The sequence below is a fragment of the Pedobacter sp. FW305-3-2-15-E-R2A2 genome (genome assembly GCF_038446955.1).
Taxonomy (GTDB): Bacteria; Bacteroidota; Bacteroidia; order Sphingobacteriales; family Sphingobacteriaceae; genus Pedobacter.
In genome coordinates this window covers 2,142,407-2,157,700 of the sequence record NZ_CP151803.1, presented here as the reverse complement: position 1 = coordinate 2,157,700, position 15,294 = coordinate 2,142,407, and the positions used below count along the sequence as shown (strand labels likewise).

10 protein-coding genes are annotated in these 15,294 nt (G+C 43.4%); 3 read left to right on the top strand and 7 right to left on the bottom strand.

The genetic code is table 11. The features are described 5' to 3' along the window. Window positions 1-14 precede the first annotated feature (14 nt). On the top strand, window positions 15-3,170 hold the full coding sequence (locus tag AAFF35_RS08930) for an efflux RND transporter permease subunit (protein WP_342332093.1): 3,156 nt from the start codon (window positions 15-17) through the stop codon (window positions 3,168-3,170). 2 nt (window positions 3,171-3,172) lie between these two features. Next, window positions 3,173-4,591, top strand: coding sequence for an efflux transporter outer membrane subunit (locus tag AAFF35_RS08925; RefSeq protein WP_342332092.1), 1,419 nt, complete (start codon window positions 3,173-3,175; stop codon window positions 4,589-4,591). Between the two features lie 48 nt (window positions 4,592-4,639). On the opposite strand, the gene AAFF35_RS08920 is transcribed toward AAFF35_RS08925, so the two are convergent. Further along, window positions 4,640-7,027 (bottom strand): PAS domain S-box protein, encoded by a 2,388-nt coding sequence (locus AAFF35_RS08920; protein WP_342332091.1) that lies wholly within the window; start codon window positions 7,025-7,027, stop codon window positions 4,640-4,642. 25 nt (window positions 7,028-7,052) lie between these two features. On the opposite strand from AAFF35_RS08920, the gene AAFF35_RS08915 reads away from it, so the two are divergent. Continuing rightward, window positions 7,053-7,919, top strand: a complete 867-nt coding sequence (locus AAFF35_RS08915; protein ID WP_342332089.1) for an aldose 1-epimerase family protein — start codon at window positions 7,053-7,055, stop codon at window positions 7,917-7,919. Here the strand turns inward: AAFF35_RS08915 and AAFF35_RS08910 are convergent. The 6 genes from AAFF35_RS08910 to AAFF35_RS08885 all read right to left on the bottom strand — a co-directional run bounded on the left by AAFF35_RS08910 (window position 7,916) and on the right by AAFF35_RS08885 (window position 15,292). Then, window positions 7,916-9,124: a GAF domain-containing sensor histidine kinase gene (locus tag AAFF35_RS08910; protein WP_342332088.1), complete on the bottom strand. Its 1,209-nt coding sequence runs from the start codon at window positions 9,122-9,124 to the stop codon at window positions 7,916-7,918. The genes AAFF35_RS08915 and AAFF35_RS08910 overlap by 4 nt on opposite strands. Window positions 9,125-9,250: 126 nt before the next feature. Beyond that, a complete protein-coding gene (locus AAFF35_RS08905; RefSeq protein ID WP_342332087.1) occupies window positions 9,251-10,090 on the bottom strand; it encodes an oxidoreductase in 840 nt (279 codons plus the stop codon). An 82-nt stretch (window positions 10,091-10,172) separates the two neighbouring features. Next, a complete protein-coding gene (locus AAFF35_RS08900) occupies window positions 10,173-11,075 on the bottom strand; it encodes a helix-turn-helix transcriptional regulator (protein WP_342332086.1) in 903 nt (300 codons plus the stop codon). A 38-nt stretch (window positions 11,076-11,113) separates the two neighbouring features. After that, on the bottom strand, window positions 11,114-12,022 hold the full coding sequence (locus AAFF35_RS08895; RefSeq protein ID WP_342332085.1) for an NAD(P)/FAD-dependent oxidoreductase: 909 nt from the start codon (window positions 12,020-12,022) through the stop codon (window positions 11,114-11,116). Window positions 12,023-12,131: 109 nt separating this feature from the next. Next, complete coding sequence (locus AAFF35_RS08890; protein WP_342332084.1) at window positions 12,132-12,941, bottom strand: DUF4249 domain-containing protein; 810 nt, start codon at window positions 12,939-12,941, stop codon at window positions 12,132-12,134. Between the two features lie 23 nt (window positions 12,942-12,964). Next, window positions 12,965-15,292 (bottom strand): TonB-dependent receptor, encoded by a 2,328-nt coding sequence (locus tag AAFF35_RS08885; protein ID WP_342332083.1) that lies wholly within the window; start codon window positions 15,290-15,292, stop codon window positions 12,965-12,967. Between the last annotated feature and the right edge of the window lie 2 nt (window positions 15,293-15,294).

Here is a 15,294-nt window from a genome sequence, read left to right as displayed (position 1 = left end):
AATACGAAATCAACATGTTACAATCTATTATAAGAAGGCCGGTATTGGCTACGGTAATCTCTATCCTGCTGGTCTTGCTGGGGATCGTAGGTCTGACCCGTCTTCCAATTACCCAGTTTCCCGACATCGCCCCGCCCACGGTGATGGTTTCAGGGAGTTATCCCGGAGGAAACAGTGAGGCGGTAGTCCGTTCCGTAATTACGCCTTTAGAGGAATCCATCAATGGAGTGGAAAACATGGATTACATGAAATCTTCCGCCAGTAATGACGGTTCCTTCTCCATCTCAATTGTTTTTAAACAAGGTACCAACCCCGATCAGGCCGCAGTAAACGTGCAGAACAGGGTTTCACAGATCAATAGTCAGATGCCTGCAGAGGTATTACTGGCGGGGATCAGTACATCGAAACAACAGAACAGTAACGTCATGTACTTCAACATTTACAGTGAAGACAAAGCGAAATACGATGAGAAGTTCCTTCAGAATTACACCAAGATCAACCTTGTTCCTGAATTAAAAAGGATTCAGGGTGTAGGTCAGGTACAGATCTTCGGTTCCAAAGATTACTCGATGAGGGTTTGGTTGAATCCGCAGAAAATGTCGGCCAACAACCTTACTCCAGGCGAAGTAACCGCAGCGATAAATGACCAGAGTTTGGAAACTGCTCCGGGAAAGTTTGGGGAAGAATCTAAAGAGGCGATAGAATATGTAGTGAAGTATAAAGGAAAGTTAAACCTTCCTGAGCAATATGAAGACCTGATCATTAAATCCAATCCGGATGGCGGTATCCTTCGTTTAAAGGATGTGGCCAGGATTGAATTTGGTGCAGCGAGTTATAGCAGTGACTCCAAAATGAACGGTAAAGATGCCGTAACTTTAGGGATCCTGCAGGCCAGTGGTTCCAATGCGAACGACATTGAAATTCAGGTTCGTAAATCACTGATCAAAGCGGAGAAATCATTTCCAAAAGGGATAAAATATGACATCTTACAAAGTACCAAGGAAAGACTGGACGAGTCGATCAGCCAGGTAAAAACAACCCTGATTGAAGCCTTCGTGCTGGTATTTATTGTGGTATTTATTTTCCTTCAGGATTTCCGGTCTACCCTGATCCCTGCGATTGCGGTTCCGGTAGCGATCATCGGTACCTTCTTCTTCCTGCAAATGATTGGTTTTACCGTCAACGTATTGACACTTTTCGCACTGGTACTGGCCATTGGGATTGTAGTCGATGATGCGATTGTGGTGGTGGAAGCGGTCCATGCGAAGATGGAAGGCACACATATGACCGCCCGTGAAGCCACATATTCCGCGATGAGTGAGATTACAGGCGCCATTGTATCCATTACCCTGGTGATGGCCGCAGTGTTCCTTCCTATCGGATTTATGGAAGGTTCATCCGGGATTTTCTATAAGCAGTTTGCCTTTACCCTGGCGATTGCGATTCTGATCTCGGCAGTAAATGCCTTGACTTTAAGTCCGGCTTTATGTGCACTGTTCTTAAAAAATAACCATGCCGAAAAAGCAGGTAAAAAAGAAGGCTTCTCTAAAAGGTTCTTCAGTGCATTCAATACTTCATTCAACAGAATGACAGATAAATATATCGGAAGCCTGAAATTCCTGATCAGATTCAAATGGTTGAGTCTGGCTGCGCTGGCCCTGGTAACCGGTATTACGTTCTATATGATGAACACGACGCCTAAAGGATTTGTTCCAAATGAGGATGATAGTTTCATTATCTATTCCTTAACGATGCCTTCCGGTACCGGATTAGACCGGACTACGAAATTCATCAAAAGGGTCGATTCTACCTTGAGAACATTTGATGCCGTGAAAAACGTAACGAGTGTATCTGGTTTCAACATCATGAGTAATTCATCGAGTCCGGCTTATGGCTTAGGTTTCAGTAAACTGAAAGCGCCTAAAGAAAGAGGTGAAGTACAGGACATGGACGGGGTAATTGGCCTCATCAATGCGAAAATGGCGACCTTAAAAGAAGGTACCGTAAGTGTATTCAGAATGCCTCCCGTAGCAGGTTATGGTGCGATTGGTGGTGCTGAGTTTGTATTACAGGACAGAACGGGTGGTAACCTTCAGAAATTCAGTGGTGTGGCCAATGGGATTGTCGGACAGTTGTTCGGACTGGATGGGATTGCCGTAGCCTTTACCACTTTTAAAGCAGATTATCCGCAGTTTGAACTGGAAGTAAATGATGAAAAAGCAAAACAACTGGGTGTTAGTGTGAGAGAATTGCTCAATACCATTCAGGTGTATTATGGTGGTGCACAGGCATCAGACTTTAACCGTTTCGGTAAATATTACCGGGTGAATGTGAAAGCTGATGGAATGTACAGAACCGATAAAGAATCCCTGAATATGGTGTTTGTAAAAAATGCGCAGGGTAAAATGGTTCCTGCAAGTGAGCTGGTAGCCGTAAAAAGAGTATACGGACCAGAATCTGTAGACCGTTATAACCTGTTCAATTCCATTACGGTCAACGCAATTGCGAAACCGGGAGTCAGCAATGGTAAAATCATGGAGCAGATTGAAACCCTGCTGGCTGAGAAACTACCTAACGGATACAGTTATGAATGGAACGGACTTTCCAGAGAAGAGAAATCTTCAGGTTCTCAAACCCTTTTCATTTTGAGTTTGAGTCTCCTGTTTGTTTACTTCCTGCTGGCCGCACAATATGAAAGTTATATTTTGCCACTGGCCGTAATGCTTTCTATTCCTACTGGATTATTAGGGGTATTTATTGCCATCAAGATTGCCGGAATCGACAACAACATCTATGTGCAGGTAGGATTGATCATGCTGATTGGATTGCTGGCAAAAAATGCCATTTTGATCATTGAATTTGCCTTACAACGCAGGAAAGAAGGTATGGAGCTGATTGCTGCTGCCCTGGAAGGTTCCAGACTTCGTCTGAGACCGATCCTGATGACTTCCCTGGCTTTCGTAGCAGGAATGATCCCGCTGATGATTGCTACAGGTGGTTCGGCCATGGGTAACCGCTCGATCAGTACAGGTGCTGCCGGCGGAATGCTTGCAGGGGTAGTACTCGGACTGTTTATCATTCCGGTATTATTTGTAGTCTTCCAGTCTTTACAGGAAAAAGTAACCGGAAAACCGGTAGTTGAAACAAAAAAAGAGGACAAATCACATTAACAATGAATCACTTACATAAATTATATACCGTTACCGCCTTAGCCATCCTGATTACAGGATGCAAGGTCGGTAAGGAATATGTCCGACCAGGCATGAATCTTCCACAGCAATTCAGAACTGAAGATACCAAGACAGATTCCAGCAGTGTCGCGGCATTGAGCACTAAAGTGTTTTTTAACGATACAGAATTACAATCGCTGATCGACAGTGCGAATGCCCGCAATTTCGACCTGCTGATCGCCCTAAAAAATATAGAACAGGCAGATCAGAGCCTTCGTGAAGCAAAAGTGAATTTCCTTCCGGAACTGGGCTTAAATATTCAGGCGAATTCCAGTACCCCTTCAAAAAACAGCTTAAACGGCTTGAGTATCGGCCAGTTTATCGGTTCAAGGTCGGTACAGGATTACAATGCTGCTTTAAACCTTTCCTGGGAAATCGGTTTCTTTGGTAAGTTAAAGGGGATGAAAGCCAAGGCCTTATCGGAATACCTTCAGACACGTGAAGCTTCTAAAGCCATCCGTAGTAAACTCGTATCCGGAGTAGCCACTGGTTATTACAACCTGTTGATGCTGGATGAGCAATTACAGATCGCCAACAGAACACTTGCTTTGAACGACAGCACCTTAAGGATGACCAAATTACAATGGGATGCAGGTTTGACTACCATATTGGCGGTTCAACAGGCAGAAGCACAAAAGTTAAGTTCGGCACAGCTGATCCCTTCCCTTCAGCAAGGCATCAGCATTCAGGAAAATGCCCTCAGTCTGTTAACAGGCACAGTCCCTTCTTCCATTAACCGGATGAAGAAACTGAATGAGATCGCGCCTGCTCAGCAAATGCCGACTGGTTATCCGGTTGCCCTGCTGAACAACCGTCCGGATGTAAAGGCGAGTGAATATGCACTTCGTGCTGCCAATGAATCTGTAGGCATTGCACAGGCAAGTATGTATCCATCGTTGAACATTACGGCCAATGGCGGACTCAACTCCTTCAAAGCAAGTAACTGGTTTAACATCCCTGGTTCCTTATTCGGAATGGTTGCAGGATCAGTAACACAGCCTATTTTTCAACGCAGAAAACTGAAAACAGCTTTTGAAATTGCAAAGTTGGAAAGAGAAAAATCTGTTTTACAATTCAGACAAACGGTGCTGACGGCAGTGACTGAAGTTTCAGATGCACTGGTAAAATCAAACCGATTAAAAGAACAGGTTGCCATTGCCGAAAATCGGGTTAACACCCTCCGCTCGGCCATAAAAAATGCGAATATGCTTTTCGGAAGCGGCATGGCAACTTATTTAGAAGTTATCCTTGCTCAGGGAAATCTATTGCAAAGTGAATTAGAGCTGAGCAATCTGAAACGTCAGCGTTTAGCTGCTGATGTGGAACTTTATACGGCTTTAGGCGGCGGTATAAACGAGTAAAAAACGCACTGCGGAGGTTTTATTTCCAGCCTCCGCAGTTTGATAAAATTACTTGAAGTAGATCTTAAAGGTCGTTCCGGTGCCCACTTCACTTTCTACGACCACCCTTCCTCCCATCGCATCAATCTGGTTCTTGGAAATGAATAAGCCCAGCCCTTTGGAATCTGGATTCCCGTTAAAGGTTTTATACATTCCAAACAGTTCATCCCCATACCTTTCCAGGTTCATTCCGATTCCATTGTCTGAAATCTGCAGCACCAGCTGACCTTCATGGTGACAGCTCAGTTCAATCAAAGGGGTACGTTTCGGATGGCTGTAGCGGATGGCATTGAAAACAAAATTCAACAGAATACTTTCCAGGTAGGCCGGGTTGTAATTTACAATCACATCTTCCTTTACCTGGTTCACAATGACTGCCTGCTTTAGAACGATCTGATCGTTCAGGACATTCAGCGTTCTCTCAATATATTTATTCAGGTTGAGCGGCTCTACAACAATGTTAATATTGGTCTGAATATTCACTACCTCATTTAAATTCAACAACGTTTCATTCAGGTTATCGGAAACCGTTTTTAAAAGTCCAATCATCTCGTTTCGCTCCTCTTCTGACTTCGTCGTATCAATCAGAACAGAAATCGACTGAATGTTACTGGTATGAGAACGGAGGTTATGAGACACAATATAAGAGAAATTCAACAAGCGTTTATTTTGTTCATTCACCAGGTCAAAGGAATGGTTCAGGTCCTTTTGTGCCTGTTTATTCCTGGTGATATCAATCATAATTCCCCTCAGCAGTACTGCCTTTCCCTCTTCCACAATCACATTGACGATGTCCCGTAACCAGACTACATTTCCTCCCTTAGCAATCATCCGGTACTCAAAATCATGTTGTTCCAGATTGTTTGTACAGACCGTGCAATAGTCGACCACCCAGTTTTTATCGTCCGGATGGACATGGTCTGCCCAAAAACTCGGGGAAGACAGCCATTCTTCGGCAGTATAGCCTAAAATATCCTCCGATTTTTTACTGATAAAAGTAAAATTAAAGGTCACCGGGTCCGACTCCCAAACGATACCATCAATGGTGTTGATTAAGGATTCTATCCGGTACTGGTACTCCTCCGCAACCTGTTCGGCTTCAATTCTGGCGGTTACGTCTTCAATAACCGTAATATGGCTGCTTGGTATATCTCCTACTTTCCACAATGGGGTGATCATTAAATTTACCCAGACCACCTGCCCATCTTTTCGAAAATACCTTTTCAACAGCTCAAACTCCCTGATCGTGCCGGACCTCAGTAGCTGAAAATACCTCAGGTCTTCCTTTAAATCATCAGGATGGGTGATCGACTGAAAGTTGGTATGCTGTAATTCGGCTTCCGTATACCCCAGTATTTTACAGAACTTTCCATTAATCCTCAAAAAACTGCCTGTATTGGAGTCTACTTCCGCAATGCCGATGGCCGCCTGATCAAATATCGTTTTAAACTTAATTTCGTTTTCCAGTAAGCGGGTAGCCTGCTCATAAATGAGCAGTTGCAGTTCGGCAGGTTTCTTTAAAACACGGTAAACTAAAAAACCGGTAAGTGCAGCCAGCAACACGCTGAATATGGTGGGAAAAATAATTTTTAAATACGGCTTATAAGTAGGAACCGCCGCTACGTAAATCTTCCAGTCGCCATCCGGAAAATTTATGGTTTCAGAAGAAGCGACAGAAAAGTCAGAAAATAAAGGCAGAAAGAACTCTTCCTTAGCGCTTACAGGATTCAGTTTTGACAATTGAAAACGAAACCTGTTGTGCATATTTTCATATACCCCGGCTTGTTTCAGAAATACGTCCAGCTTAATCACGACCGCAGAGAATCCCCAAAACTTATTGTTAAAGAATAAGGGCATCCGACCTACAATCCCCATCCCGCCCTGTCGCAGCGCAATGGGCCCTGCGAAATACATCTTCCGGGATTCAATGGCCTTATTGGCCTCCATAGAGATGATTTTGGAGTCTTTAAGGACATTCAGATTTAACGCTTTTTCATTCCCTTTTAAAGGATAGATGTATTTAATCACCCCGTCTGGTACCAGCTCAACAGCAGATAAAGTCCGGTTGGAATTGATGAGCTGTGCAGCCACAGTATCAAAATTTTTAGGAACTCCATCCCCATTTATAGTGAGTCCAATTGTCAGTGCTGCAGTATAACTGTTTTTAAGAGCCTGATCAACATTGTGTTTCACGGAGGCCAATATCCTGGACATTTCCAGTCGTCGGTCTTCTACAACCATCTGGTATCTTTGGTTGGCAACAAAAAGGATGATCATGGTCAGGATCAGGAATACAAAGATTCCCATAGCTTTAGGCTTCCGAAACAGGATGTTTGTGGTAGCGGATAAATTCTTGTCTATATTCATTTTTTCCCAGGCAGGTCTTAAATATAACAAAATTTAATTTTTACTTTTATCCAATATGATTTCCCTAGAAAACACCAAGATCCATGCTTCCTTCTCTTCCAAAGGCGGAGAGTTACAAAGTTTAAGACATAAAGAAACAAACCTGGAGTACCTCTGGAGCGGCAATCCGGATTACTGGGGTAAATTTAGTCCGATCCTTTTCCCCATTGTTGGAGGTTTAAAAAACAACACCTATTATTTTAGGGATGAAGCATTTACCCTCCCCCGCCATGGCCTGGCCAGAGACAGGGAGTTTAAACTGAGCCAAATCTCTGAAACAGAAATTCTCTTTACCCTGGAACAGGATGAAGAAAGTCTGAAGGTATATCCATTTGAGTTCCGCCTGGGACTGCGCTATACCCTCTCAGAAGATACGCTGAGCTGCACCTATGAAGTTACAAACACAGGAAATCAGGCATTATGGTTTTCTATTGGAGGCCATCCTGCTTTCGCTGTACCTTTAAAAGATGGATTAACATACGATGATTACTACCTGCAGTTTAATAAAGACCATCAGCTCATTTCGAATAAGATCAAGCAGGACCTGATCGACGATGAAACCGACATCATCGGATTAACTGATGGAAAACTTCCTTTGAAACATGAATTGTTTTATGAAGATGCGCTCGTCTTTAAAAACCTGAAAAGTGATTCCATTTCTTTAAAAAGTGATGCAGATGCTCATGGTCTTGAATTTCAATTCAGGAATTTCCCTTTCTTTGGAATATGGTCTGCGAAAGATGCTGATTTTGTATGTCTGGAACCCTGGTGTGGCATCGCCGATGGCATTCATCACCAACAAAAACTGGAAGAGAAAGAAGGTATAATATCTTTACCCCCAAAGGCAGAATGGACCAGACAATGGCAGGTAACTTGCTTTTAGCTATTCCTTGCCGGTAATTCAACGATAAACTTACAGCCCTTGCCTTTTCCTTCGCTCTCTGCGCGGATGGTTCCTTCATGAGCCTCCACCAGGACTTTTACGATGGAAAGCCCAAGGCCTGTAGAGTTTTCTCCTCCGGTAGGTTGGGCACTTAAACGGGTGAAACGCTGGTATAGTTTACTTTGATCTTCTCTGGTCAGACCTAAGCCCTGATCTTCCACCTCAATCAGCACGTTATGGTTTTCTTCTTTTACACGAACAAAAATATTGGTGCCCATGGGCGAATATTTGATGGCATTATTGACCAGGTTGTCGACGATCTCTGTTAGCTTCCCTTCATCAGCATTCACATACAGGTCCTTTTCATAACTGAAATTTAAGGTCTGGCTTTTTCTTTCCGCGAGGGGCAGGTTCATAGAAACCACATTGCTGACTAAAAATGATGCATTCACTTTAATCAACATCAAATGAATTTTCCCAGCTTCCATACTTCCTACCTGCAACAGTTCATCAATAATGCGAACCATGTTCAGACTGGCAATTTTTATCTGATCGCAAAGGGTATCTACCATATCCGGATTGCTCTTCTTCATCTTGATAAGGTCAGCACGTACAGGAATGGTGGTCAATGGATTTTTAAGGTCGTGAGCAGTGGTATTTAAAATCTGGTTATGTTGAGCAAGGTTTGTTCTTGAAGCCAGTCTCAATTCGATCTGATCCATCACAATGTCCCTCAGGTCTCTCAGAATTTCCTCTTCTTCAGTGTTCAGTATTCTTGGTTCTTTACCGATGACGCAGAAAGTACCCAGGTTAAAGCCATCTTTAGTCCGCAATGGAACAGCAGCATAAAACTTTAAACCAAAAGAGCCTGCAACAAGTGGGTTGCTCAGTGTCCGGGGATCGATGGAAGCATCCTTGATCTGGTAAAGCTCATCAGCTAAGATTGCAGATGCACAAAGCCCTTCATCACGGTCAATCTGCTGCGCATCGATTCCATATTTCGACTTGAACCAAATCCTGTCTGTATCCACCAGGCTCACGATCGCAATAGGTACTTTCAATAGATTTGCAGCCAGCTTCGTTAGCCGGTCAAATGAGCCATCCGGTGGCGTGTCAAGAATATCATACCTTTTCAGGGCTTTAATTCTTTCTTCTTCTGATGAAATAATATCGAGATCTATTTGAGTCGCCATTGAGATTGCCATTGTAGATATAAAGTTAGTAATGTTCCCTCTGAAAACAAATTACTATCATTTTATCATACGAATATGACCAAAGAAAAAGATTTTTTATCATCAAAAAATAAAGGCTGCCTTGCGGCAGCCTTTATTTTAAAATCCCGTATTCACGGTGATTTCTTTAAATTGTTCCAGTGCCTGCTGAACCTGAGCAATCTTGCCGTGCGCAAGTTCATAAGCATCGGCTCCCAGAAACAGGTGTAATGGCGGCTGTTCTTCTGCTGTAATGTTGATCAGTGCAGCAACTGCTTTTTCCGGATCGCCGGCCTGGTTCCCATCAATACTGTGCTGATGTGCGTTCTGAACTTCACGCACCTCCTGATAAGCGGAAATTTCATTTTCCGGTGTCAGCAAAGAGCCTGAAGAAAGAAAGTTCGTTCTGAAATATCCAGGGTAAACTACGGTTACATGCACGCCAAATGGCTTTACTTCCGCAGCAAGAGATTCGGAGAAACCTGCTACAGCGAATTTTGTGGCGCAGTAAATTCCAAATCCGGGAAATCCGCCGGTATATCCCCCAATGGAAGCGATATTGAAGATATGTCCGGACTGCTGTGCTCTGAAATGAGGCATCACCTTTCTGATCACATTTAATGAGCCAAATACATTCACATCAAAATTCGCTCTGGCTTCTTCATCGCTTAGTTCTTCCAGGCTTCCGGCTAAACCGTATCCGGCATTGTTAACGACCACGTCGATCCTGCCAAACCGATCAATTCCCGCAGCAATCGCGGCAGCAACGCTATCTTCGTTTTTCAGGTCCAGCACCAAAGGGAGGAAGTTTGGATCATCCGCACCTACGGCATCAGTTAATTCATTTATTTTTCTTGAAGTTGCGGCTACTTTAAAGCCGTCTTTTAGCAGTTGTTTTACCAGGCTCAATCCTAATCCCTTAGAAGCGCCTGTTACCAACCATACTTTTTGATTGTCCATAATTTCAGCGTATTTACTGACACAAAATTACAGGACAGCAGGGATGGAGACCTTACATCATTCAAACCAATACTTGTAAAATTCAAACATTTCTAAATTGAGAGGGATTGAAGCGGGTATGTTTTTTGAAATAGTTGTTAAAATGGGCAGACTCTTCGAATCCAAGACACCAGGCAATCTCAGCGATGTTCCAGTCGGTATGCTTTAACAATGCCTTGGCTTCCGTTACAATCCGCTCTGTAATGTGCATTGTCGTAGTCTTTCCTGTGGTCTCTTTAATTGCCCTGTTGAGGTGGTTTACATGCACAGCAAGTTGCTCCGAAAAATCTGCAGCCGAGCGCATCGTGAAGCGCTGTCGCGGAGTCTCAATAGGAAACTGACGTTCCAGCAATTCGGTAAATACGGATGTAATCCTGGAATTGGCATCAGGATGCTGGTATAGATTTTCTGCCGGCTGAATCTTTAAAGCAAAATGAATCAGTTCAGTTACATAGTTTCTGATGAGGTCGTATTTGTACACATAATCGGAATCAAGCTCTTCCATCATTTTCAGAAAGAGGGCATTGACCTGTTTGTCCTGTTCCTCATTCAAGACAAAAGAAGGCTTACCTCCGGGAGCAAACATGGGTAACTCGGTCAGGTTACCACGGATTTTCTCCGTAAAAAAAGCATCCGTGAAGATGCAGAAATAGCCAGAGCCATCATCGTTTAAACATTCCCAGGTATAAGGAACTTTTGGATTGAAGAACATCAGTGTAGATCCGGAAATTTCCACGCTTTTATCCGCATAATGGTAAATGTTCCTTCCCCGCATAAGGCAGACTTTATAAAAGTCTCTTCGGCTGTACTTGACAGGGACCGCATTGGGGCCCAGGTGATTTTCCAGGTTAAAAACATTAAAATGTCCAATGCCTTCCTGAAGATTATCAGGAAGCCAATTGAACTTTTCGCGGTAAAAATCTTCAAGGCTCTCTGTTTTTGACATGAACCAAAGTTACACAATTCAAACCATTTATACTTTGATTACCATGACTCCACGATAAGATCATAGTTGATGGCAGCTCCGGCGCGCATTCCGGCGGCAACAGCCTGGGAAACCGCTCTCATCATCGTCGTATTGTCGCCGGCCGCATAGATCCCCGGTATATTGGTATGTTGTAATTCATCTACCTCCAGGAAGCCTTGCCCGGTCAGCGCACAACCCAGCTCCTGTGGAAGGCTGCTGTGCTGATCAAAAGGAATCCGCGCATACATGACAGCAAAAGCATGCTCCTGTCCATCTTTCAGCACCAGATGCGTCAGCTGCCCATTCTGATGTATGATATGACTTAGCGGTGCCTCAATCCAGGAAACTCCATGTTTTATTAACTGTGCTTGCTGATCGGCGTCCAGACTGATTGGACCATTGGTAAATAAAACCAGTTCTTTAGTCCAGTTGCTGAGGACCTGTGCAAAATGAAGGGCATCATTACCGTTGGCCAGCATTGCTGTCTTTTGATGACGCACTTCATATCCGTGACAATAAGGGCAATGTATCACCGAGATTCCCCAGCACTCTGCAAAACCTGGTATATCCGGCATCCTGTCCTTCAGACCGGTTGCAAATACCAGTTTTTTAGCCCTTAACTTTTTACCTGATTCAGTTTTCAGCTCAAAGGAAGCTCCGGATTTTTCAGCAGAAATGACCCGGTCATTCAAAAATTCGACAGTTGGGTATTTTAGCACCTGCGCTTTTGCTTTTCTGACAATTTCTGCGGGTGTTTCCCCATCATGGGTAATGAAATTATGCGAATGAGGGGTCTGTGCATTACAAGGCTGGCCACTGTCAATAACCAACACTTTTCGCATCGCACGACCCAAGGTCATGGCCGCGGACAGTCCGGCATAGCTTCCACCAATAATGATCACTTCCAAAGGATTGTTAATTTCCATTTCCTAAATTTTATGATTTAGCGTAAAAATAAGCATCAGTTTAATTAATGCAACAAAGTTTCATTAATTAAACTTAATCCTGACAATCCGACTGCAAATTAAATACAGGTTATTTAATTACGGCTGTTCTGGAACTTGAAGTATGGGCATTGAATACACCCAGGGCACCATTGCTGAAATTGGAAGGTGGATTTGCAGGAGAAACTGGTGGTCCTCCTTGTCCTGAATTTTGTCCGAGGCTATAAAAATAGCGGTATACATTTCTATCTACACATTGGAATTCTACATGAACACTATCGCCTTTTACCAGATCGTCCAGTTCGTAAAAAATTACATTTTCTACCTTATTGCCATCATTAAAACGATCCTCGCTCACCGCATCTTCCTCCACTACTCCTTTGGTTTTTAAGATATAACGGTATTGATTGGCAATCCCGGCGGGATCTGAAAAGTTGGCGACGATATAGCTCTTATTCCCGCCAAAAAAGTTAAAGGTTTTGAAGGTCAGTGCATCCAGTGCTACTCTTGCAGGCATAACAGAACTGGCCTCATAGGTTTTCCCTTCGCAGGTTACCATCAGGTCGTACCTGCTCCCGGGTTTTCCCTTAAATTTAGTGACACTCCGATACACTCCGGGAATCGTGCTTTCCACAAAGGCAGCCACAACATTACCATCGGCCTTCAATACGATATTGGCTTTACTGACACCATTAAATTTATTCGGATCTGTGAAATTATATGTTTTTGAGATCTTTACAACGTGATTTTCATTCAGGTCACTAATTCCCGCATCAATGACAATCACCGGAACAGCCTCATCCAGTTTAAGGTCAATAACTTTTTCGCAGGCGCTAAAAGCCCCCAGTGCGAAGATTGCAAAAACGGAGCGGGTATATTTTTTAAAATTCATGCTTTTCATGAGAATGTCTTGTTTTTGTAATGCTAAAATTTAAAGTTCCAGGTTACAGAAGGAATGATGCCAAACAGGGTTGTCCTTGTAACCTGAGTCCGGGTTGGATCATCGGGATCGTCTTTAAAATCAATAGAGAATGCATTTTGGCGGTTGTACAGGTTGTAAATCCCAAAAGACCAGCTGGATTGCAGCTTTTTCCCCGGCTTTCCTTCCAGGGTAGCTGAAACGTCGAGGCGGTGATAGGCAGGTGTCCGGTATCCGTTCTTTTCCTTGTAATAGAAAGCAGTCCTTCCATTCAACTGGTATTTGCCACTTGGATAGGTTACGGCATTTCCGGTATTGTAGACAAAAACAGAAGAGAAGGTCCAGCGTGGCCCTGCCTTATAAATTCCAACCAAAGAAAGGTCATGGGTCCGGTCTTGTTTGGCGTAAAACCACTTCCCTTCATTAATAGCATCAAACTGTCGCTCGGTTCTGGAATAGGTATAACCAATCCAGCCGTTAAATTTGCCGAAGCGCTTCTTTAAAAACAATTCAATTCCATAAGCGCGGCCATCTCCGTATAACAGGTCTGCTTCCACATTTCCGTTCCCCCTTAAATCTGTTCCGCTCCGGTATTCAATCTGGTTCTGCATCCATTTATAATATACTTCTGCAGAAAACTCATATTTATCTTCATTGAAATTCCTGAAATAGCCTAAAGCAACCTGATCTGCAACTTCCGGTTTCACATTATTACTGTTCATGATGTACAAATCCGTAGGTGAGGTGGAGGTAGAATTAGACATCAGGTGGATGTTCTGAATGTTTCTCGTATAAGCTCCTTTCAGGGAGCTGGCGGGGTTCAGCTGGTAGCTCGCAGAAAATCTGGGCTCCAGGTTGAGGTAGTTTTTCACAAAATCGCCAGATCCATAAGCTTTGGTCTGGATGGTATTCCCTTCTGCATCATAGGTTTTAAAGTTACCTGGCCCCAACAGGGAGAAAGCGCTTAATCTCAATCCGTAAACCAGGTTTAACCGGTCATTGACCGCCCACTCATCTGAAAGATACGCTGCCGATTCCAGACCTTTACGGTTTTCGTAGGTCGTTTCATTTACACTGGAACGGGCATCCGCAGTGAGCTTTCCCGGAGCAATGGTATGGTGAATAACGTTTAATCCGAATTTAAGGTGATGGTCATTACTCAGGCTATATTCAAAGTCCTGCTTCAGGTTAAAGTCTTTAATGGAGGAGTTGACTTCAAAATTATTCTCCTCCATAAAGTTCTGAATGACGTAATTGTAGTTGCTGTAAATCAGCGAGGTATTCGAGAATAATTTATTGCTGTATAAATGATTCCAGCGCAAAGTTACGGTAGCATTTCCCCAGTTGAAGCCAAAGGTTTTTGCCAGACCTAATTTGTCCCTTCCGAAATAGCCAGACAGGTATAAGGTGTTTTTATCATCCAGCTGATAGTTTGCCTTGGCATTGATATCGTAAAAATAGAGGGTATTTTGATTGATAGAGCTATCTGAGGAGAGCTTAAAAAAAGCATCCATATAGGTTCTTCGGGCACTGACCATAAAAGAACCTTTGTCCTTTACAATCGGTCCTTCCACTTTTAACCTGGAAGAAATGAGGCCTATTCCACCTTCTGCAGTAAATTCCTTACGGTTTCCATCATTCATCTTAATGTCGAGCACGGAAGCAAGTCTGCCTCCGTATTGTGCAGGCATGCCTCCTTTGTAAACGCTTACATCTTTGATGGCATCAGAGTTAAAAGTAGAGAAGAAACCCAATAAGTGGGAAGCATTGTAAACTGGCGCCTCATCCAGGAGGATCAGGTTCTGATCTGTCGACCCTCCCCTTACATAAAAACCACTGTTGCCTTCCCCTGCCGATTTTATTCCCGGCAATAGCTGCAAAGTCTTCAGGACATCCCGCTCCCCTAATAATACGGGAACATTATTGATCTCCCGCACATTTATCTTTTGAAGTCCCATCTGCGGACTGCTTACATTTTCATTTTTCTTAGTGGCAGAAATCACCACTTCATCCAGCTGATTGTCGTCCTCTAATGCAAAATTTAGCCGGATGTCTTTACTGATTTCGACTTTCCTGACCACCGTCTTATAGCCGATAAAGCTGACAGATACTTCATAATTTCCATCGGTTACATTGAGGGAATAAAAACCGTAAGCATTGGTAATTCCTCCTGCAGGAGTACTTCCTATGAGTTTAACACTCGCACCAATTAAGGTCTCTCCGGTCTTCGAATCGGTGATATTTCCATTTACCGTTCTTCTGGTTTGGGCATTTGAATATTGAAACAGGGTAGTGAGCAAAAGTATCAGTACAACTCTAATGGTGTAAGGCATAA

Excerpts from the sequence above, each read along its gene's own strand:
- AAFF35_RS08930 (WP_342332093.1), top strand. The coding sequence starts at position 15 with ATGTTACAATCTATTATAAGAAGGCCGGTATTGGCTACGGTAATCTCT.
- AAFF35_RS08925 (WP_342332092.1), top strand. The coding sequence starts at position 3,173 with ATGAATCACTTACATAAATTATATACCGTTACCGCCTTAGCCATCCTG.
- AAFF35_RS08915 (WP_342332089.1), top strand. The coding sequence starts at position 7,053 with ATGATTTCCCTAGAAAACACCAAGATCCATGCTTCCTTCTCTTCCAAA.
- AAFF35_RS08910 (WP_342332088.1), bottom strand. The coding sequence starts at position 9,124 with ATGGCAATCTCAATGGCGACTCAAATAGATCTCGATATTATTTCATCA.
- AAFF35_RS08905 (WP_342332087.1), bottom strand. The coding sequence starts at position 10,090 with ATGGACAATCAAAAAGTATGGTTGGTAACAGGCGCTTCTAAGGGATTA.
- AAFF35_RS08900 (WP_342332086.1), bottom strand. The coding sequence starts at position 11,075 with ATGTCAAAAACAGAGAGCCTTGAAGATTTTTACCGCGAAAAGTTCAAT.
- AAFF35_RS08895 (WP_342332085.1), bottom strand. The coding sequence starts at position 12,022 with ATGGAAATTAACAATCCTTTGGAAGTGATCATTATTGGTGGAAGCTAT.
- AAFF35_RS08890 (WP_342332084.1), bottom strand. The coding sequence starts at position 12,941 with ATGAAAAGCATGAATTTTAAAAAATATACCCGCTCCGTTTTTGCAATC.
- AAFF35_RS08885 (WP_342332083.1), bottom strand. The coding sequence starts at position 15,292 with ATGCCTTACACCATTAGAGTTGTACTGATACTTTTGCTCACTACCCTG.